This is a genomic window from Streptomyces hyaluromycini, assembly GCF_002217755.1.
GTDB lineage: Bacteria > Actinomycetota > Actinomycetes > Streptomycetales > Streptomycetaceae > Streptomyces > Streptomyces hyaluromycini.
The window spans coordinates 142,731-161,301 of record NZ_BCFL01000036.1; the positions used below are offsets into that span (position 1 = coordinate 142,731).

14 protein-coding genes and 1 pseudogene are annotated in these 18,571 nt (G+C 70.7%); 4 read left to right on the forward strand and 11 right to left on the reverse strand.

The annotated features are described in order from the left end of the window. Positions 1 to 43 precede the first annotated feature (43 nt). The 8 genes from SSP29_RS46605 to SSP29_RS46640 are packed head-to-tail and all read right to left on the reverse strand — an operon-like array spanning position 44 to position 7,859. Positions 44 to 1,747 (reverse strand): AMP-binding protein, encoded by a 1,704-nt coding sequence (locus tag SSP29_RS46605; protein WP_089107068.1) that lies wholly within the window; start codon positions 1,745 to 1,747, stop codon positions 44 to 46. Between the two features lie 5 nt (positions 1,748 to 1,752). Then, entirely contained in the window at positions 1,753 to 2,553 is an 801-nt protein-coding gene (locus SSP29_RS46610) for an enoyl-CoA hydratase/isomerase family protein (protein WP_089107088.1), read from the reverse strand. After that, positions 2,550 to 3,293 (reverse strand): SDR family NAD(P)-dependent oxidoreductase, encoded by a 744-nt coding sequence (locus SSP29_RS46615; RefSeq protein WP_245883558.1) that lies wholly within the window; start codon positions 3,291 to 3,293, stop codon positions 2,550 to 2,552. Before SSP29_RS46615 ends, SSP29_RS46610 begins: the two co-directional genes overlap by 4 nt. After that, a complete protein-coding gene (locus SSP29_RS46620; protein ID WP_167450182.1) occupies positions 3,290 to 3,805 on the reverse strand; it encodes a PaaD-like zinc ribbon domain-containing protein in 516 nt (171 codons plus the stop codon). Before SSP29_RS46620 ends, SSP29_RS46615 begins: the two co-directional genes overlap by 4 nt. Then, positions 3,802 to 4,854 carry a Phenylacetic acid catabolic protein gene (locus SSP29_RS46625; protein WP_089107071.1) on the reverse strand — a complete coding sequence of 351 codons (1,053 nt, stop codon included), beginning with the start codon at positions 4,852 to 4,854 and terminating at the stop codon, positions 3,802 to 3,804. Before SSP29_RS46625 ends, SSP29_RS46620 begins: the two co-directional genes overlap by 4 nt. Then, positions 4,854 to 5,741, reverse strand: a complete 888-nt coding sequence (locus tag SSP29_RS46630) for a Phenylacetic acid catabolic protein (RefSeq protein ID WP_167450183.1) — start codon at positions 5,739 to 5,741, stop codon at positions 4,854 to 4,856. Before SSP29_RS46630 ends, SSP29_RS46625 begins: the two co-directional genes overlap by 1 nt. A 55-nt stretch (positions 5,742 to 5,796) precedes the next feature. Next, the gene (locus tag SSP29_RS46635; RefSeq protein ID WP_089107073.1) at positions 5,797 to 6,789 is read right to left on the reverse strand and encodes a 3-oxoacyl-ACP synthase III family protein; all 993 of its coding nucleotides are present in this window, start codon (positions 6,787 to 6,789) and stop codon (positions 5,797 to 5,799) included. Further along, on the reverse strand, positions 6,789 to 7,859 hold the full coding sequence (locus SSP29_RS46640) for a ketoacyl-ACP synthase III family protein (protein ID WP_089107074.1): 1,071 nt from the start codon (positions 7,857 to 7,859) through the stop codon (positions 6,789 to 6,791). Before SSP29_RS46640 ends, SSP29_RS46635 begins: the two co-directional genes overlap by 1 nt. A 578-nt stretch (positions 7,860 to 8,437) precedes the next feature. Here SSP29_RS46640 and SSP29_RS46645 point away from each other — a divergent pair. The 3 genes from SSP29_RS46645 (at position 8,438) to SSP29_RS46655 (ending at position 13,325) form a co-directional block, all read left to right on the forward strand. Then, a complete protein-coding gene (locus tag SSP29_RS46645) occupies positions 8,438 to 9,907 on the forward strand; it encodes an MFS transporter (protein WP_089107075.1) in 1,470 nt (489 codons plus the stop codon). 453 nt (positions 9,908 to 10,360) lie between these two features. Next, positions 10,361 to 12,259 carry a 2-oxoacid:acceptor oxidoreductase subunit alpha gene (locus tag SSP29_RS46650; protein ID WP_089107076.1) on the forward strand — a complete coding sequence of 633 codons (1,899 nt, stop codon included), beginning with the start codon at positions 10,361 to 10,363 and terminating at the stop codon, positions 12,257 to 12,259. A gap of 4 nt (positions 12,260 to 12,263) precedes the next feature. After that, positions 12,264 to 13,325, forward strand: a complete 1,062-nt coding sequence (locus SSP29_RS46655) for a 2-oxoacid:ferredoxin oxidoreductase subunit beta (protein ID WP_089107077.1) — start codon at positions 12,264 to 12,266, stop codon at positions 13,323 to 13,325. A gap of 344 nt (positions 13,326 to 13,669) precedes the next feature. Here SSP29_RS46655 and SSP29_RS60685 read toward each other — a convergent pair. Together SSP29_RS60685 and SSP29_RS60690 are read right to left on the reverse strand one after the other, a co-directional pair. Beyond that, a pseudogene (locus tag SSP29_RS60685) lies at positions 13,670 to 14,338 on the reverse strand (hypothetical protein); the annotation flags it as partial. Positions 14,339 to 14,345: 7 nt separating this feature from the next. Further along, positions 14,346 to 14,681, reverse strand: a complete 336-nt coding sequence (locus SSP29_RS60690; protein WP_107436442.1) for a helix-turn-helix domain-containing protein — start codon at positions 14,679 to 14,681, stop codon at positions 14,346 to 14,348. 334 nt (positions 14,682 to 15,015) lie between these two features. Here SSP29_RS60690 and SSP29_RS46670 point away from each other — a divergent pair, with 334 nt between their 5' ends. Continuing rightward, complete coding sequence (locus SSP29_RS46670) at positions 15,016 to 15,600, forward strand: hypothetical protein (protein WP_089107078.1); 585 nt, start codon at positions 15,016 to 15,018, stop codon at positions 15,598 to 15,600. A 22-nt stretch (positions 15,601 to 15,622) separates the two neighbouring features. Here SSP29_RS46670 and SSP29_RS46675 read toward each other — a convergent pair whose 3' ends face one another. After that, positions 15,623 to 18,019 (reverse strand): DEAD/DEAH box helicase, encoded by a 2,397-nt coding sequence (locus tag SSP29_RS46675; RefSeq protein WP_089107079.1) that lies wholly within the window; start codon positions 18,017 to 18,019, stop codon positions 15,623 to 15,625. Between the last annotated feature and the right edge of the window lie 552 nt (positions 18,020 to 18,571).

The following is an 18,571-nucleotide window of genomic DNA, read 5'->3' on the forward strand; positions in this document are numbered from 1 at the left end:
GCGCGAACACCGCCCCCGGCAGCCGCACCGGGGGAGCGGGGCGCTAGCCGGGGAAGTCCTCCTCCCACCACTCCTGCGGCGAGCGCGTGAGCCGCTGCTCCTCGCGCCTGCGCAGCTCGGCCCGCTGGGTCTTGCCGGAGACGGTCTTGGGCAGCTCGGCGAACTCGATCCGGCGTATCCGCTGGTAGGGGGCGAGGTGCTCGCGGGCGTGCGCGAGGATCTGCTGCGCGGTCTGCGCCTCCGGCCGGTAGTCGGCGGCGAGTGCGATGTACGCCTTGGGTACGGCCAGGCGCAGCGGCTCGGGTGAGGGCACCACCGCGGCGTCGGCGACGGCCGCGTGCCGCAGCAGCACGCTCTCCAGTTCGAAGGGGGAGATGCGGTAGTCGGACGCCTTGAAGACGTCGTCGCCGCGTCCCAGGTAGCGGAAGAGGCCCTCGGCGTCGCGGGTGGCGAAGTCGCCGGTGTGGTAGACGCCGCCGTGCAGGGCGCGCGCGGTCGCCTCGGGATCGCCGAGGTAGCCGCTCATCAGGCCCAGGGGCCGGCCGGCCAGCGGCAGGCAGATCTCGCCCTCCGCCAGGCCGTCGGGGACGGGGGTGCCGGTCCGCGGGTCCAGCAGGGCCACGTCGTAGCCCGGCAGCGCCCAGCCCAGCGCGCCCTCCACGGCCGGCATCCCCGGCGGGGTGCCGATCTGGGCGGTCGTCTCGGTCTGCCCGTAGCCGTCCCGTACCGTGACGCCCCAGGCGTCGCGGATGCGGTGCACGACCTCCGCGTTGAGCGGTTCCCCGGCGGCCACCGCCTCGCGCAGCCGCATCGGCCACCGGGTCAGGTCCTCCTGGATGAGGCTGCGCCACACGGTGGGCGGTGCGCAGAAGGAGGTCGCCGCGCAGCGCGACATCATCTCCAGCAGCGGACGGGCCGCGAACCGGGGCTGGTTGACGACCAGGACCGTGGCCTGTGCGTTCCAGGGGGCGAACAGGCAGCTCCAGGCGTGTTTCGCCCACCCGGGCGAGGAGATGTTCAGGTGCACGTCACCGGGGCGCAGGCCGAGCCAGTACATGGTCGACAGGTGACCGACCGGATAGCTCAGCCCGGTGTGGCCGACCATTTTGGGACGGGCCGTGGTGCCCGAGGTGAAGTAGATGAGCGACGGCTCCTCGGGCCGGGTCCGTACCGTCTCCCGCAGCGGTGCGGCGGCGTAGGCCCGCTGGTAGTCCTGCCAGCCCGCCACCCGCTCTCCGACGGCGACACGCGTCCAACTCCCGTGCAGGCCGTCGAGCCTGGGGGTGAGGTCGGACTGCGCGATGACGTGCCGCACCGCGCCGCGCTCCAGCCGTTCGGCCAGGTCCTCGGGGGTGAGCTGGACGGCCGCGGGGATGACCGCGGCGCCCAGGCGGAACGCGGCCAGCACGCACTCCCACAGTTCCGTCCGGTTGCCGAGCATGAGCAGGACGCGGTCCCCGCGCCGCACGCCGATCGACCGCAGCCATCCGGCGACCCGCCGGGACCGTTCGGCCAGTTCGGCGAAGCTCAGTGCCCTGTCGGCGAGGACCGCGCCCTGTCGGTCGAGGTCGAGAACGCGCAGCGCGGTGGCGTCGTTGCCGTCGGAGATGACGTCGAACCAGTCCGCGACCCAGCTGAACGTCTCGCCGGGTTCGGGCCGGGGGAAGGCGCGGGCGCGCGGCAGGTCCCCGTAGGAGGACAGCAGGTGGTCGCGGGCGCGCCGGAACGCTTGGGTCACTTCACGCATGACGGCTACCTCCCGTTGAAGGCGGCGCGGCCGGGCCCGTCGGCGGCGAAGGTCCGCATGCCCCTCAGCCGGTCCTCGGTGGCGAACAGGGCGGCGAACACCGACCGTTCGATGGCCAGTGCGGAGGCCAGGTCGGTCGCCAGACCCTGGTCCACGGCCGTCTTGGCGGCGTGCAGGGCCAGTGCGGGGCCCTTCTCGAAACGCCGCGCCCAGCGCAGCGCGCTGGGCAGCACCTGGTCGGTCGGCACGACCTGGTCCACCAGGCCCAGCTGCAGGGCCTCGTCCGCACCGACCTGGCGGCCGGTGAAGATGAGCTCCTTGGCCTTGGCCGGGCCGATCAGCCGCGGCAGCCGCTGGGTGCCGCCGGCTCCGGGGATGACGCCGAGCAGGACCTCGGGCAGCCCCAGGCGTGCCTCGCTTCCGCAGATGCGGGCGTCGGCGGTCAGCGCCAGCTCGCAACCGCCGCCGAGGGCGGGCCCGTTGATCGCGGCCACCACCGGTTTGGGGATGGCGGCCACCGCGTCGAAGGCGCCTTGGAGCACCGGTGCGTGCCGCACCATCTCGGCGTGCGTCATCGCGGCCATCTCCTTGATGTCGCCGCCGGCCGAGAAGGCCGTGGGCCCGCCGTACAGGACCACCGCGCGGACCCGCTCGTCGCCGGCGGCCTGCTCGGCCGCGGCGCGCAGCGCGGACTGTGCCGCACGGTCGAGCACGTTCAGCGGCGGCCGGTTAAGGCGCAGGATGCCCACCGCTCCGTCGAGGTCCAGCCACGCGGAGAGGCGTTCCACCGTGGGTGCGCTCGTCATGACCACAGCAGGCCTCCGTTCACTTCGAGGACGTGGCCGTTGACGTAGCTCGATTCGGGCCCGGCCAGGAAGAGGGCCGCGTCGGCGGCCTCGTCGGCGCCGCCGGGCCGGCCGAGCGCCAGCCGGGTCTTGTAGCGCGCCCAGATCTTGTCGTTCTCGGTGAGCTGCCGGCCCATGCCCTCGTCGAGGATGCCGGGGGCGAGGGAGTTGACCAGGATGCCGCGGGGGCCGAGCTCGATGGCGCTGACGCGGGTGAACATCTCCACCGCGGCCTTGGTGGCACAGTATCCGGCCGCTCCGATGGCGACCCGGGTGGCCATGCTGGAGGAGACGTTGACGATCCGGGCGGCCTGGCTGCGTTCCAGGTAGGGGATCGCCGCCTGGGTGCACAGGAACACCCCGGTCAGGTTGGTGGCCACCATGTCCTGCCAGTCGGTGACCGGCAGCCGGTCCACCCGCCCGTCCCGGCTCACACCGGCGTTGGCGACCAGGATGTCCACGCCGCCGAAGCGCTCGGCGGTCCCGGCCATCAGCGCGGCGACCGAGTCGGGACTGGTGACGTCGACCGGGACGTAGGCGCCGCGGCCGGGGGAGAGGTCGAGGACCTCCTTGATGTCGTAGGGGTTGCGTGCGGCGCACACCACCTGTGCGCCCTCGAGCAGGTAGCGTTCCGCGATCGCGCGGCCCAGTCCCCGGGAGCCCCCGGTGATCACGGCCGTCTTTCCGGCGAGCCTCATCATGATCCTCCTTGCCTGACGTCGGGGACCGGGAGCACGGCGGAGCAGCCGGCCGTACCGATCACATCGAAGGGCGATCCGCAGCCGCGGCAGTCGTAGGGCACCTTGCAGACCGCGCCGCCGAAGCGGCCTGCCCGTACGACGTCGTCGCCGGCGCAGTAGGGGCATCGAGGCGTGGTGCCCGCCACGCGGTAGCCGGCGGTGCGCAGGGCGTCGTGCCCGGCGGCGGTCACCGCGGCGGGCTGCCATATGCCGCGCTCCCACACGATCTGGATTCCGTGCCCGGGCGCGGCGTCGGTGAGAGCGGAGCGCACCCGCCGGGCGATCTCGCCGCGGGCGGGGCAGCTGAGCCGGGTGGGGGCGAGGCGGACCACGATCCGGCCGTCGGTGCGGGACACCGAGCGCACCACTCCGAGGTCGCCCAGGGTCACGTCGATCTCCGGATCGCGCACGTCGGCGACGACGCCGGTGAGCGGGTCGGGGGGCGGGGTCGCGGCGGCCGCGGGGGCGTTCACAGGAACACCTGCGGGGCGTAGTGCGCGCGGACGAGGCGGCCGCGTGCCAGGCAGTCGGCCAGGACGCTGCCGCCCGTCCCGGCGGCCCGCGGCACCGGCAGGTGCGGCAGACGTGAGCCGGGGACGCCGCTGTCGCCGACCAGCGCGGCCAGACGCGCGTGCAGCGCGTCAGTCAGGGCGTCCTGCGGGCCGGCGCCGAAAAGGTCGCCGGCGCAGTGCGTCACCTCGGTGAACGCCCGCGTGAACTCCTCACTCGTCTCGGGCCAGGCGGCCAGCGCCCGCACCCATCGCCGCCAGTGGTCCAGGTGGACCAGCTGTTCGTCGCGGATGGCGGCGAACGCGGGCTCGTCTCCGGCGCGCTCCTCGGCGAGCACGCTGACGGCCGCGGCGATCACCAGCCCGCACACCACGGTGGACGGCCAGTCGCCGAGCCGCCCGATGACACGGGACACCCGCCACTGTTCCTGCGGCCGCTCGAAGAAGTGGGCGTCGGCGGCGGACGCGTCGAATCCGTGCAGCGTCAGGATCGTCTCGGCGTGCGCCAGAGCCTCCTGTCCGATCGAGCCGACGGCCAGCGACTCCTCCAGGTCGATGTAGTCGACGATGCGTTCGCCCAGCCGGTTGCCCAGCACGAACAGGTCCTCGGCAAGTGCCGGCCACAAGCGGCCCGGGGCGGGGCCGGTGGCCCCGCGCGGGTCGTCGCAGGGGCCGGACGCTGCGCCGTCGGGCTGCTGCTGTGGCGGGGCGGCGGTGTCCGGGGCGGCGGAGCGGTCGCGGCGGCGGGTGGTGGGGAAGCCGGGCTGGCGGTGCGGCATCCGGGTCTTGGCGGCGAGCAGGCCGCGGTCGTCGGCGCTGGAGACGATCAGGTCGGTGCGCCGTACCACCCAGAGCCGGAAGAGGTCGTCGCGGCGGCCGTAGGTCTCCTTGGCCAGGTGCCAGGCGGCGTCCCGGCGCGGCGCGACGAGGGAGCCGACGTGGTTCAGCGGCGAGCCGCTGCCGGTCTGCGCGAACACCTCGTAGACGTCGGTGTCGGTGGGAACGTGCGGCATCACGCCACCCCCCGCAGTGCGCGCCGGTATCGCGTGTTGCGGTCCAGGGCGCCGCGCACCCAGTCCAGGCGGCGCTGCGAGGCGGGGCCGCCGCCCGCGATGACCTTCTTCACCTCGGCCCAGTCGGGCATCGCGAACTCCCACTCGCCCGAGGGAAGTTGACGGGCCAGCGCGGGGTCCACGTGCATGCCGAGCTTCTCGAAGACCGGGATGATCTTGCTGAGCCAGGCCTGGCGCAGTTCGTCGTTGCCGTCGGGCTTCAGGCCGATCTGGTGCATGCGGTTGGCGTGCAGGGTCTCGGTGTCCGGCGGGCCGAGGTAGGCCAGCACCCGCGGCAGCCACGTCTCGAACCCCTCCTGCACGCGGCGGCGCTGCTCGGCGTCTCCGTGCGTCAGCACCTCGTGGGTCAGGTCCAGGGCGTGCTGGTAGTGGAAGGACTCCTCGCGCTCGATCTTGCGCAGCGCCCGGCCGTAGGGCAGGTAGACGCCCTTCATCAGCGACCGGAACTGGAAGATCGCCGCCGAGTTCATCAGGAGCAGCCCCGGGCCGAACTCCTCCCAGGACGCGAAGGAGTAGTGGAAGATGTTGTGCACCTTCGAGCGGCCCTCCAGGTAGTCCACCAGGATCCGCTCGCGTGGCATGCCCAGGTCCTCGGCGACCCGTGCGGCCACATGTCCGTGGCCCACCTCGTCCTGGACCTTGGCCATCAGCATCTGCCGCCGGGTGCAGCTGGGCGCGCGGTCCAGCCACTCGGCGAACGGCAGCACACCCACCAGCTCGTTGAGCGCCTGGACGGTGGCGAACCGCCTGGCACCTTCCCGTACTTCGTCGGGCATCGGGTCCCACAGTTCGTAGCAGCGGAGTCCCGCCGCTGTCGCTGTCGGCATGTCTGGTTCCTTTCGCAGCGCTTGCATGGTTGGCAGCGGTGTCGCGGGGCAGGGCTCAGTACCAGCGGACGACCACGGCCCCCGCGGTCATGCCGCCGCCCACTCCGGCCAGCACCAGGCGCTCGCCCCGGCAAAACGGCCGCAGCTCGTTCTCCGCGCGCAGGGTGAGCGGGATGGAGGCGGTGGCGGTGTTGCCGAACTGCGGTGCGGTCAGCGGGACCCGGCCGGGGTCGACGCCGAGTTCGCGCGTACAGGCCTCCACCAGGCGGGTGTTGGCCTGGTGCAGGATGAAGCGGTCCACGTCCGCCAGCCGGACCCCGGCCGAGTCGAGCGCCTCGCCGATGACCTTGGGCAGCACGCCGAGCGCGTACTCGCGCACCTCGCGGCCCCGCATGCGGAACAGGTGCTCGCCGGCCTCCCGGCTGCGGGCGTCCAGCGGCGTACGGGTGCCGCCGGCGGGCACCTCGACCAGCTCGTGGTGCTCACCGTGGGTGACCAGCCGCCAGCCCAGCACGCCGTACCCGTCGGGCACCGGACCGAGCAGCACCGCGCCGGCCCCGTCGCCGAAGAGGCTGACGGTGCGCCGGTCGGAGCGGTTCATCAGCGAGGAGTACATGTCGGTGCCGACCACCAGGGCGTGGTCGCCGCCCTGGCCGGCCAGCCGCGCCGACAGCATCGAGTCGGCGACCGCCAGCGCGTAGAGGAAGCCCGAGCACACCGCGTTGACGTCGAACGCCGGGACCTCGGACAGGCCGAGCTTGTTCTGCAGGATGGCCCCGGTGGAGGGCTGCGGCTGGTCCGGCGTCGAGGTGGCCACGACCATCACACCGAGCCGGGCCACCGCCTCCGGCACTGCGCCCAGTGCCTCGCGAGCGGCGTGCAGCGCCAGGTCGGAGGTGACGGTGCCGGGCTCCCGGTACCTGCGCTCCAGGATGCCGGTCCGCTCGACGATCCAGTTCTGTTCCGCGCCCGTCCACTCGGCGACCTGCGCGTTGTCTATGACCAGCGGCGGCACGTGGCCGCCGAGGCCGAGGAATCCGTAGCCCATCACACGTCCTTCGCCGAAGGGTGGTCCCGCGGTGTCTCGTCCGGCACCTGGACGACGGCACAGGCCCAGGTCCAGGCCGCCCCGCCGCTGATCACCAAGGCGACGTCGCCCGGTTCGAGCGGCACCCGGTCCCGCATGTCGACGAGATTGGCGAGGAAGTCGCCGCATCCGAGGTGGCCGGTGGCGGAGCCGAACCGCAGGGCCTCGGCCTTGAGCATGTCGTCGAGCACCGGGCCGTAGATGGAGTCCAGCAGGCTCGCCCCGAGCCGGGGCAGCGCGATGTACTTGATCCGCGGGTCGTCGGGCGCCAGCCCCGCGTCGTGCAGGCTGTCCGTGATCACCTTGCGGATGTTGTGCCCGGCGATGGTCTCGAACTTCTCCTTGCCGTACGCCGCCATGTAGGACTTCTTGGGAGTGCGCAGGTCGATGAAGCCGTCGTGCCACATGGGAGCCGGGCTGAAGTCGTTGCCGTGCCGCATCATCAGCTCGAACTGGGCGTCGGTCGCGGTGGCCAGGGACAGCAGGGCGTAGTCGTCGGGCTCCGCGTCGCCCCGGTGCACCAGGGCCGCGGTCCCCGCGTCACCGAAGCCGAGCCCGTAGTCGGAGGTCCAGCGGTCCATGCCGGGAGGGCAGAACCGGTCGCCCGTCGTGACGAGCACTGCACCGAGCCCGGGGTCCGCGTCCAGGTGCATCCCGGCCAGCTGGAGGGCCAAGGAGCCCGCGTTGCAGCCCTGCTGGACGCCGTAGGGCGTGGCGCTGCCGGCGCCCACCGCGTGGGCCACGTAGTGCGGCGGCGACCACATGTCATGGCCCTGGTGGTAGATCCAGGTGTGCAGGACCAGGCCGACGGCGGAGGGACTCCAGCCCGCCCTGCTCAGTGCGGCACGGCCGGCCTGCGCCGCCATCTCGGGAGCGGACAGGGCGGCCGAGAACGGCAGGTGGCTGACGCCGAGCCGCTCCGCGTCCGAGTCGGTCAGCTTCCCGGCCGCCACGGCGTCCTCGACGTTCTCGCGGTCCGGTGGGAACCACGAGGTCACGGTCTTGATCCGCAGATCGTTTCCGAATTTCATGCAGGCTCCTTCGAAAGCTCGGGATCCGTGGCGAGTGCGGGTCGCCGGCCGACGAGCGGGGGCCGGGTGCGTGCTCGGCAGTCCGTCCGGCCGGGAAGAGGGTGACGCCGTTCCAGGCGCGGTGCGATACGCAGGTCTTCGATACGCAAGTCCTCGACCACCGGGGTGGTCATCGGCGCACCGGGCCACCGGTGGCTTCCGGCCCACAATCGCATACCTTCGCAGAGGTATGTAACTGTGGCGGAGTGCGGCGCCGGTGAGCGGGCACCGGACCGCACCGGGCCCGCGGGTGCCACCCGTGGTGCCTGCACCGTCGTGCGCCGCCGGTGCCGCGCGGCGGTGTCCGTCTTGTGCAAGTGAGGACCGTCCTCACTTGCACAAGGGCAGGGGTTCCGGCCCTCTGCACGGCCCGTGCCGCGGCCGGGGCGGCATGCCTCAACTGTGCGATCCCGGGCTGAAGTTGGCCGGTCCCCGCCCCCGCTCCAGATTTACATACCTTCACGAAGGGATTATTCTCGGGTGCAGAACCCGCCTCGGGCGGCCACCGCCCCGCTCACCCCGAAGGAAGAAGCCACCCCATGGCCACCACAGACTCCCGATCGCCACGGTGGGCCGGGTACACACTCGCCCTGCTGGCGTTCACCCAGTTCATCGTCACCATCGACTACAACATCGTCTACGTGGCGCTGCCGGACATCGGCAGCCAGCTCGGCTTCTCCGCGCAGTCGCTGCAGTGGGTCGTCAGCGCCTACGCGGTCGCGCTCGGCGGACTGCTGCTGTTCGGAGGCCGCGCGGCCGACCGGATCGGCCCGCGACGCATGCTGGTGACCGGACTCGTCATCTACGCACTCTCCTCCTTCACCGGCGGACTCGCCCAGAACGCCGGACTCCTGGTGACCGCCCGCGCGCTCCAGGGTGTGGGCGGTGCGCTGCTGACGCCGGCGACGCTGATGCTTGTCTTTACGACGTTCGCCCCGGGCCCGGAGCGCAACCGGGCCACGTCCGTGTGGGGCGCCGTCGGCAGCGCGGGCCTGGCGGCGGGCTCGCTGCTCGGCGGGGTGCTGACCAGCGCCTTCGGCTGGAGCTGGGTCTTCTTCGTCAACGTCCCCCTCGCGCTGGTCGCGGCGTTCGCCGCCACCCGGATCCTGCCGCCCGACCGCCCGCTCGGCACCGGCCGCAGCTTCGACGCCGTCGGTGCCGCAGTCGCCACCATCGGTTCGACGCTGCTGGTGTTCGGCCTGGTCAGCGGCCCGGACAAGGGCTGGGGCTCGCTGGAGGGCCTCGGCGCTCTGACGGCCGGCGCGCTGCTGCTGGCGCTGTTCGTCCTGATCGAGAAGCGCTCCGCCGACCCCCTGGTGCCCCTGAAGCTGTTCCGCCTGCGGGGCCTGAACGTCCCCATGCTGGCGTTGATCGTCTTCCAGGCATCTCTGGGCGGTACGTACTACCTGCTCACCACCTACCTGCAGTCCGTGCTGAACTACAGCCCGTTCGCCGCCGGTATCGCCTTCCTGCCGCCGACCGTGATCTGCATGGTGGTGGCGATGAAGCTCAACGCCCGGGTGCTGGGTCTGCTGGGGGTCCGCACGACGCTCTTCCTCGGCACCGTCGGTACCGCCGTCGGACTGGCCGCGATCATCGCCGGCATGTCCACGCACGGCTCCTACTGGGCACTGCTGCCGGGGATCGCGATCTGGGGCGCCGGCGGCGGCTTCGCCTTCCCGTCGCTCTTCGTCGCGGTGGCGTCCTCGGGGGCCGAACCGGCCCAGCAGGGGGTCGCCTCGGCGCTCGCCTCCACGTGCCGTCAGATCGGCGGCGCCCTCGGCCTCGCGGCTCTGGTCGCGGTGGCCAACGCGCACGCCGGCCACAACCCCGACCCGCACGCGCTGGTCGGCGGGCTGCGGATGGCAGGGTGGGTCGCGGCCATGGGGACGCTCGGCGGTGCCTTCATCGGACTCGGCCTGAAGAAGCAGCCCCGGCCGGCCCCCACGCCTGCCACCACCCCGGCGTCGACGCCGGAAGTCACCGATGCCGCCCCGCAGGCGGGCTGACGCCGTCTCAGCCCAGTGAGTGACCCGGGCTCCCGGGCCCCAACCGGTACGGGCGCCCGGAACAGGGGCGCCGCGGCGTTTGCACGACGCGGACCACCGGTGGCATGGACGGCGCCCACGAGTGCCTTACCGGCGGGACGGCGGTCGCCGGCCCCGCTCGCCGACAGCGCGTCGGCCCTGGCGAAGATCCTGTGTGCGGGCGGCCGGACAGGCGGCGCAGGACGGCGTCCCGGACTCGGCCACCCTCTGCACGGCCGGCAAAGAGGCAGCCGCTGCCGACCGCCCCCGCCACGGCACCGCGACAGCAATCGACGGATGAGACGTCGACAGCGATCGCTCAACCGTCCCCCGTCGGGCCCGCGGCACGATCCCCCTCTCCCACGGGGTTGACGACCGCGCACGGCGTCCTCCGGCACCGCGATCCGTGAGATCAAGGACGACAGGAGCTTTTCGATGCTTGTCCAGACCAGCCCGTCCGCCCAGGCCGAGGCGCCTCCCGTGAAGGAGTTGTGTTGTTTGGGTCGGGTGGTGATTCGGTTTGCGGGTGATTCGGGTGATGGTATGCAGTTGTTGGGTGATCGGTTTGTGTCGGAGACGGCGTTGTTGGGTAATGATCTGTCGACGCTGCCGAATTTCCCGGCCGAGATCCGGGCGCCTGCGGGCACTCTGCCGGGGGTTTCTTCGTTCCAGTTGCATTTCGCCGACCATGACATCCTCACTCCCGGTGATGCGCCGGATGTGCTGGTGGCGATGAACCCGGCTGCGTTGAAGGCGAACCTGCCGGATGTGCCGCGCGGGGGGGAGGTCATTGTCGACTCGGATGGGTTCACCGGACGGGCGATGCAGAGGGTCGGCTACGGCACCTCGCCTCTGGAGGACGGGTCACTCGACGGTTACAGCCTCCATCCGGTGCCGCTGACCGCGCTGACGGTGGAGGCGCTGAAGGAGTTCGGTCTCAGCCGTAAGGAGGCCGAGCGCAGCAAGAACATGTTCGCGCTGGGTCTTTTGTCGTGGATGTACCACCGGCCGACCGAGGGCACGGAGAGATTCCTCCAGCAGAAGTTCGCCAGGAAGCCCGAGGTCATGAAGGCGAACCTGGCGGCTTTCCGGGCGGGCTGGAATTTCGGTGAGACGACGGAGGAGTTCGCGGTCTCCTACGAGGTCGCCCCGGCGGCCACCGCTTTCCCGGTGGGCAGGTACCGGAACATTTCCGGGAACCTGGCGCTGTCCTACGGGCTGGTTGCCGCGTCCCGGCTGGCGGGTCTGCCGTTGTTCCTCGGGTCGTACCCGATCACCCCGGCGTCGGACATTCTGCATGAGTTGTCCAGGCACAAGAATTTCGGTGTGCGTACGTTCCAGGCGGAGGACGAGATCGCCGGTGTCGGTGCGGCGCTGGGCGCGGCGTTCGGCGGTGCGCTGGGCGTGACGACGACCTCGGGTCCGGGAATCGCGTTGAAGTCGGAGACCATCGGCTTGGCGGTCTCGCTGGAGCTGCCGCTGCTGGTGATCGACGTCCAGCGGGGCGGGCCGTCGACGGGGCTGCCGACCAAGACCGAGCAGGCCGACCTGTTGCAGGCGATGTTCGGGCGTAACGGTGAGGCGCCGGTCCCGGTGATCGCGCCGCGGACGCCGGCGGACTGTTTCGATGCGGCGCTGGAGGCGGCGCGGATCGCGCTGGCGTACCGGACTCCCGTGATGCTGCTCTCCGACGGGTATCTGGCCAACGGCTCCGAGCCCTGGCGGATCCCGGAGCTGGAGGAGCTCCCGGATCTGCGGGTGCAGTTCGCGAGCGGACCGAACCACACCCTGGAGGACGGTACTGAGGTCTTCTGGCCGTACAAGCGGGATCCGCAGACCCTGGCCCGGCCGTGGGCGGTCCCGGGCACGCCGGGTCTCGAGCACCGGATCGGCGGCATCGAGAAGCAGGACGGCTCGGGCAGCATCTCTTACGACCCGGCCAACCACGATTTCATGGTCCGCACCCGGCAGGCCAAGATCGACGGCATCGGCGTCCCGGATCTGGAGGTGGACGACCCGGAGGGGGCGCGCACGCTGGTGCTGGGCTGGGGGTCGACGTACGGGCCGATCACGGCGGCGGTACGGCGGCTGCGGGCGGCCGGCGAGCCGATCGCGCAGGCGCATCTGCGCCACCTCAACCCCTTCCCACGCAACCTCGGTGAGATCCTGTCCCGGTACGACCGCGTCGTCGTCCCGGAGATGAACCTCGGTCAGCTGGCCACGTTGATCCGCGCGCGATACCTGGTGGATGTCCGTTCCCACAACCAGGTCAACGGCATGCCGTTCAAGGCCGAGCAGCTTGCCACGGCGCTGAAGGAGGCCATCCATGACTGACGCCATGACCGACGCCACCGACGGACTGCTGCAGCTGATCCCCAAGGCCGAGGCCAAGCAGTCCGTGAAGGACTTCAAGTCGGACCAGGAGGTGCGCTGGTGCCCGGGCTGCGGTGACTACGCCGTCCTCGCCGCCGTGCAGGGCTTCATGCCCCAACTCGGCCTGGCGAGGGAGAACATCGTCTTCGTCTCGGGCATCGGCTGCTCGTCGCGTTTCCCGTACTACATGAACACGTACGGGATGCACTCCATCCACGGCCGCGCTCCCGCGATCGCGACCGGGCTGGCGACCAGCCGGCGGGACCTGTCCGTGTGGGTGGTGACCGGTGACGGTGACGCGCTGTCCATCGGCGGCAATCACCTGATCCATGCGCTGCGCCGCAACGTCAACCTGAAGATCCTGCTGTTCAACAACCGGATCTACGGGTTGACGAAGGGGCAGTACTCGCCGACGTCCGAGGTCGGCAAGATCACCAAGTCGACGCCGATGGGCTCGCTGGACGCCCCGTTCAACCCGGTGTCGCTGGCGATCGGCGCGGAGGCGTCCTTCGTGGCACGCACGATCGACTCCGACCGCAGGCACCTGACGGAGGTGCTGCGCGCGGCCGCCGCCCACCCGGGCACGGCCCTGATCGAGATCTACCAGAACTGCAACATCTTCAACGACGGCGCCTTCGACGCTCTCAAGGACAGGCAGTCGGCGGACGAGGCGGTGATCCGTCTGGAGCACGGGCAGCCCGTCCGCTTCGGCGCGGACGGTGCGCGCGGTGTCGTACGGGACCGGCTCACCGGCGATCTGAAGGTGGTCGACGTGAGCGCGGAGAACGAGTCCGAGGTCCTTGTGCACGACGCCCGCTCCCCCTCCCCCACCACGGCCTTCGCGCTGTCCCGGCTGGCCGACCCCGACACCCTGCACCACACGCCCCTCGGCGTCTTCCGCTCGGTGGAACGGCCCGTCTACGACGTCCGGATGTCCGGGCAGCTGGACACCGCCGTCGAACAGCACGGCAGGGGCGACCTGGCGGCGCTGCTGGCCGGCGGGGACACCTGGACGGTCGCGGGCTGACCTGGCACCCGGTCTTTCCATGTCGGCTTTGCGGGACGGCGGGTGAGCCGGCCGGTGACCTGTCGGACCGTCGGCGGTGCAGGAGGAGCTGCTGCCGGCGCGGCTCGCAGGGGCGCGATGCAGGCGCGGACCATCTGGTGGATGACCGGGGCGTTCTCGGCGAGGGGTTCGCGGTGCAGCCGGGTGGCGTTCGTGCATCCTGGGGCGAACCGCTGTTCCAGGGCTTGTCAGGGTCCGGCCTGGTGGGTCGGGGCCGGTTCTCACGGAGGGTGCCCTGCCGGTCGGTGGCGCGCGCGTAGCGCAGCACGGTGCTGAGGCCCCGGCCCGGATGCCTGGCGGATCGTCCGGCGCGAGTGGCCCTGGGCGAGCAGCGCGTGGACCGGGGCGTGCGCGGCTTTCTTGCACCGGGCCCGACGGCCGCCAGGGCCCGGGCCGGCGGGCACTGTGGTGTCGATCGTGTCGGCGTACGCGGTCCTGGGCCTCTCGTGCCAGGGGTCCAGGAACGCGCCGGTCTCGTGGCGCAGGTACGCCTCCGGCGGGGGGACGTTGTGGCCGAGTTCCTGCGCGTAGGCGACGGTGCGGGTCTCGTACCGGGCCGGGCCCGTCGGCCGCTCGCCCGACGGCGTGAACGGCGGGGGAGGGCGCGGGTCCAGGCCGACCGGGGAGAGGCAGACCAGCCAGCACCCCGGGATCTTCGGGTCGAACGCCGGGGCACTGGCGTGCTCGGGGGCGGACAGGCCCACGGTCAGGCGGGCGGCGGCGGCCAGGAACGTGGTGTTGATGTCCGGGCCGGCCGCGAAGGGCAGCGCGGCCTCGCCGCCGGTGGGCAGGTCGACGTCGCGCACCCACTGGTAGGCCTCTTCGTCCAGGAAGCCGCCCGTCCAGCCCTGCGCGACGGGGTGTTCGGGCCGGGCCTCCGGCGGGGCCGGGTCGACCGGCGTGCCGCCGGGGGAGCCGGGGTTGTGCCCGCAGACCCGTCCGCCGGCCGCGTCCCGCACGGCGCGGGGGCGCGGCGCTCCGTTACGGCCGGCGCCGCCTCATCCGGGGCCGGAAAAGAGGAACCGGCACCCGGCGCCTCCGCCGCACTGACGGCCGCCGGCGCCGGGACGGCCGGGGAGGGAGCGGCCGCAACCGGGGCAGCCGCTGGTACGCCTCCGGCCGCGGCGGGCGCGGCTCGCTGCGCCCGTGCTCCCAGTCCGTCACCGTCTGCTGGGTGGTCTTCAAGGCCTGCGCCAGACGGGCCTGAGTGACCCCCGCCGCCTCCCGCAGCCGCGCCCGCTCCGCCGGGGTCGGCAGCTGCGGTTCCTCCGCCAGCAGCACGTCGACCGACGCGAACAGCTCTTCCTGACTCGCCAAGGTGGCTCACCTCCGTCAACCGCACCAGCAGTTACTTAACCCTGGATTTAACCTATTCTCTTGACTCTTTCGGGGGTGTCGTGTCGCCCCGTGACAGCGGCAGCCAGCGGCACCCTGACCTCAACCTTTCACCAGCGAAAACACCCCGAGCTGACGCCTCACCAGTTGGTACAGCACAGAGTGAGAACGGCCGCCGCCACGGACTCGACTTCGGCAGCGCTCACTTGGGCAGCTCGTGATGCTCAGAACCTCCTCAGAACCGGTGTCAGGTCCCCTAGGCACGGCGAGCCTTCGGGCAGCGCTCACAGATGGGCGCCGGAGCCGAGGGAGCAGCATGGCCGGGCCGGACAACGTCGCGCGCATCATTGCGGCCGGTAGCGCGTTGATCACAGGTGTCAATATGGCGGTGTCGTATGCGACTTACGTGCGCAAGCGGCCCCGCCTCGCGGTGAAGGTGAGCTTCGCGGACGCGCCCCACTACAGCATTGAGGGTGGCGTCCGGAGCTACCTCGTCGTGCACCTTGCCAACCGCGGTGAGGCAACAGTCAGGGCCGTCTATGTCGGTCTCGATACCGCATGGGGGGAACGGCCGCGATCCCGACAGTTCGGCCGCCTACGTAGGAAGTGGCAGGGCGGCGCCGTAGCGTATGTCCTGACATATATGGAAGACCTCAGCCTGGAGTCTGAGTTTCCTGTCACTTTGGGAGCATTCGAGGAATCTAGGCCCTTGTTCCGTTTCGGCGGTTGCTTGAAAGAACTCAACGAGCTGCCAGAGCGAAAGTGGCATCGTGCCAGCGTCGGCTTGCCGGGCGGGCGACACATCTATAGCCCATGGGTCGAAGAGGAATGGCTCTCGTGCGGCTGCGCCGGGTGTACTCCGCTGGCGCAGCAGCTCACCTTTGACGACCTTAACGGCTAGAAGCACCAGATATCCGACGCCGCTACGCCGCCGCCCATTCCAGTCCGAGTGCGGCCAGCTGCACAAGCCTGTCCGCACTGAGCTTGGCTCGGCGGGTCTTCGTGTTCGACAGGAAGACACCCAGCTTGACCGTGACCTCTTCACCGTCGATCACGATCACTTCTTCGTGAGAGCGGCTGACGGGCCCCACAGAGCCCGTGCGCTCCCGGTACTGGGTAAAAGCCGCAACCCCCCGCTCGAACGCCCCCAAGCGGCCCCCAGAGGCCTTGGCGGGCGCCTCCAGCTCCGGGGCCGGCGGCTGGATCCCCAGAGCCGTCAGCCGCTCCCGTTGCCCGGGCACGAGGCCCTGCCACACCGCGTGTTCCTGATGCCGGGCCAGCCACCGCCCCACGTCCATCCCGTGCACGGTGACGCCGGGCAGGACGACGGCCTGGTCCTCCTCACGCAGCAGCTCCCGCACGGCCGCATAGTGCCGCTGCCAGTCCGCCGGCCACTCCGGGTTCCAGTCCGGATCGATCTCGGCGAGCGCGGCCACCCGCTCCGGATGGCCCTCCAAGGCCCCCGCCCGGCGCAGGTTCGACAGCCACTGCCCCACCGGCCGGTCCAACGCCATCGCCCCCCGCGGCGCGCACAGCGTCCAGTGCATCTCGAAGTACACCCGCGCCGCCGCCAGGTTCTCCTGGAACTGCGCGTCCGCGACGTCCCACACCATCCCCAGCGACTCCAGCCGCTGCGCCCGCACCGCCGACAACTGCCCCGCCCCAAACGCCCTTCGCTGTTCCGCCACCCACGTCCCCAGCGGATACGACCCCTCCCGGTGGTCATAGGGCACCCTCGCCCCGCCGGTCCTCTCGGCATACCGCTTCAGCGCCGCCCACCCCCGCGCCCAGTCCTGCCGCTCGACGCTGATCACGTTGAACGACACCCAGTTCGCGACCATGACCGGATCCCTCGGAGCCGCAAAACGCAGCAGCAGCCGGGATTCCTCTTCACCCTCCTCAGGGGCCGCACCGATCGTCTCCATAGGCTTGGTACGCTGCAATCCCTCCTGCGGGATGGCAAGCAATTCCACAGCCTCTTCATCGTGAGCCCGCAACCCCTCCAGGACTTTCACCAAAGGCCGATACGACCCCGAGGTGAACATATCCTCCGGCTGCTCCCCCTCCTTCAGGAACACCGGAACAATCAGGGACGCCAATTTCCCCTGACCGGGCTTCTGCCGCAAAGCACGACCGATCGCCTGCACAATGTCATGCGGAGCACCCTTGGGATCAATCAGCGCAACGGAATCCACGGCACGGATATCGACGCCTTCCCCGAGGACGCGACAATTCGAAAGAACGGCCCGCTGAGCGGTACCACCGAAACCACCAAGGACGTCCTCCCGGCGCTCCGGGGTGTGCTCACCGCACAGCCAGTCAGCCCACAGCGCCGACGGGTACTTGCCCGACTGGTCCGCATGCAGCCGCGCCGCCACACCCCCCAGCCCCTCCGCGAACGCCTGCGCCTCGATCCTCCGATGGTGGAACGTGATCGTGGTCTGAAGCCCGTGATCCGCCATCGTCCGCAACAGCGCACCCTGGAGCGCACCCATCCGCTCCCCACGCACCCCTTCCTCGCGCGACAGCGGCCCCCGCAACCGCTCCGGCGTCACCACCGGGTCCGTCAGCTCCACCACGATGATCTGATACCGGGCCAGCAGCCCCCGCGCCACGGCCGACGCCAGCGTGAGCTTGTACAGCACCGGCCCGAAGATCTCGGCATCGTCCATGGAGGCCGCCAGCTCCGCCGGCAGCGCGTCCCGCACCCCTTCCGCCACCTCCCACGTCGGGGGCCGCTCCTGCCAGATCCGCGGCGTCGCCGTCATGTACAGCCGGCGCGCCGCCGGGATCACACCCTGGTCGTGAACGGCCGCCCACGCCTTCCCCAGAGAACCGCTGGTCCGATGCGCCTCATCGACCACCACCAGGTCCATCGGCGCCAGCCGCTGCCCGTACTCGCCCTCGAACGCCTCCGCCAGCACACCCAGACTCGCGTACGTGCCGAACATCGTCACCGGCCCGCTTCCGTGCCAGAGAGCAAGCCGGACAGGATTCGTGGTCGCCCGCACATCAAGCCCCCACAATTGCGGGTCCTCTTCCAGCGAACAAACTGCCACCGCATCACCAACGTGCCCGGTATTCCGCCACGACTTCACAGTCTGCTTCAGCAGGTCCAGAGTCGGCACCAGAACCAGAACGCGCCCGTGAGGAATAAGCCTCTTGGCCGCTACGGCAGCCATGATTGTTTTTCCTGTGCCGCACGCGGAATGCACCTGCCCGCGCAGCCCGTCCGCCGGGATACCGCCGGGCGGGATATCCAGGCCGCGAACGATCGCGTCAACAGCCTCGATCTGATGGTCACGAAGTTTCACGGCCATTCCCGTACTCTCCATTTCTGCCTGAATTCACCGGGAGGGAATCCACGAACGATGACTGGTCCCGGGGATGGTGGGCTCTGACTCCATACTCTACACAGCGCATCATAGTGATGCACCTACCTTCAGTGAAGTCTCACCTCGCAGAATGCATCGTGGCCTGTTCACGCCTCACCAGGCTGGCCGATGATGTAGCATGAGCCGCGCACTGACATGGTTTTTGATCGTCCGTCAGAGCGACAGAGTGAGTATCCGTGAAGATTCCCGTTCGACTGGCACCCGATGCCCCGTCAGTCTTGTTGCGGAGGTCACGGCTTGGAATTCCAGTCGCTACACAGCTCCCCAAACGATGCACCCTCCCTGTTGCTGCCGCTTTTCGGATTCCCGCTTGCGGGAATCCTTCCGATGCGCGCTTGCGCGCATCGGCGCTTTTAACAATTCCGCTTGCGGAATTCAATTCCCGCGCCTGCGCGGGAATTTTTCGGTAATTCAATTTCGCTTGCGAAATTGAATTCACTACCGTGCGCGCCAGCGCACGGTATCCCGCTCCGCGGG

Coding starts and splice junctions, on each gene's coding strand:
- SSP29_RS46675 (WP_089107079.1), bottom strand. CDS start 18,019: ATGGCCGTGAAACTTCGTGACCATCAGATCGAGGCTGTTGACGCGATC.
- SSP29_RS46605 (WP_089107068.1), bottom strand. CDS start 1,747: ATGCGTGAAGTGACCCAAGCGTTCCGGCGCGCCCGCGACCACCTGCTG.
- SSP29_RS46640 (WP_089107074.1), bottom strand. CDS start 7,859: ATGAAATTCGGAAACGATCTGCGGATCAAGACCGTGACCTCGTGGTTC.
- SSP29_RS46630 (WP_167450183.1), bottom strand. CDS start 5,741: ATGCCGACAGCGACAGCGGCGGGACTCCGCTGCTACGAACTGTGGGAC.
- SSP29_RS46615 (WP_245883558.1), bottom strand. CDS start 3,293: ATGATGAGGCTCGCCGGAAAGACGGCCGTGATCACCGGGGGCTCCCGG.
- SSP29_RS46625 (WP_089107071.1), bottom strand. CDS start 4,854: ATGCCGCACGTTCCCACCGACACCGACGTCTACGAGGTGTTCGCGCAG.
- SSP29_RS46655 (WP_089107077.1), top strand. CDS start 12,264: ATGACCGACGCCACCGACGGACTGCTGCAGCTGATCCCCAAGGCCGAG.
- SSP29_RS46650 (WP_089107076.1), top strand. CDS start 10,361: ATGCTTGTCCAGACCAGCCCGTCCGCCCAGGCCGAGGCGCCTCCCGTG.
- SSP29_RS46635 (WP_089107073.1), bottom strand. CDS start 6,789: ATGGGCTACGGATTCCTCGGCCTCGGCGGCCACGTGCCGCCGCTGGTC.
- SSP29_RS46610 (WP_089107088.1), bottom strand. CDS start 2,553: ATGACGAGCGCACCCACGGTGGAACGCCTCTCCGCGTGGCTGGACCTC.
- SSP29_RS46645 (WP_089107075.1), top strand. CDS start 8,438: ATGGCCACCACAGACTCCCGATCGCCACGGTGGGCCGGGTACACACTC.
- SSP29_RS46670 (WP_089107078.1), top strand. CDS start 15,016: ATGGCCGGGCCGGACAACGTCGCGCGCATCATTGCGGCCGGTAGCGCG.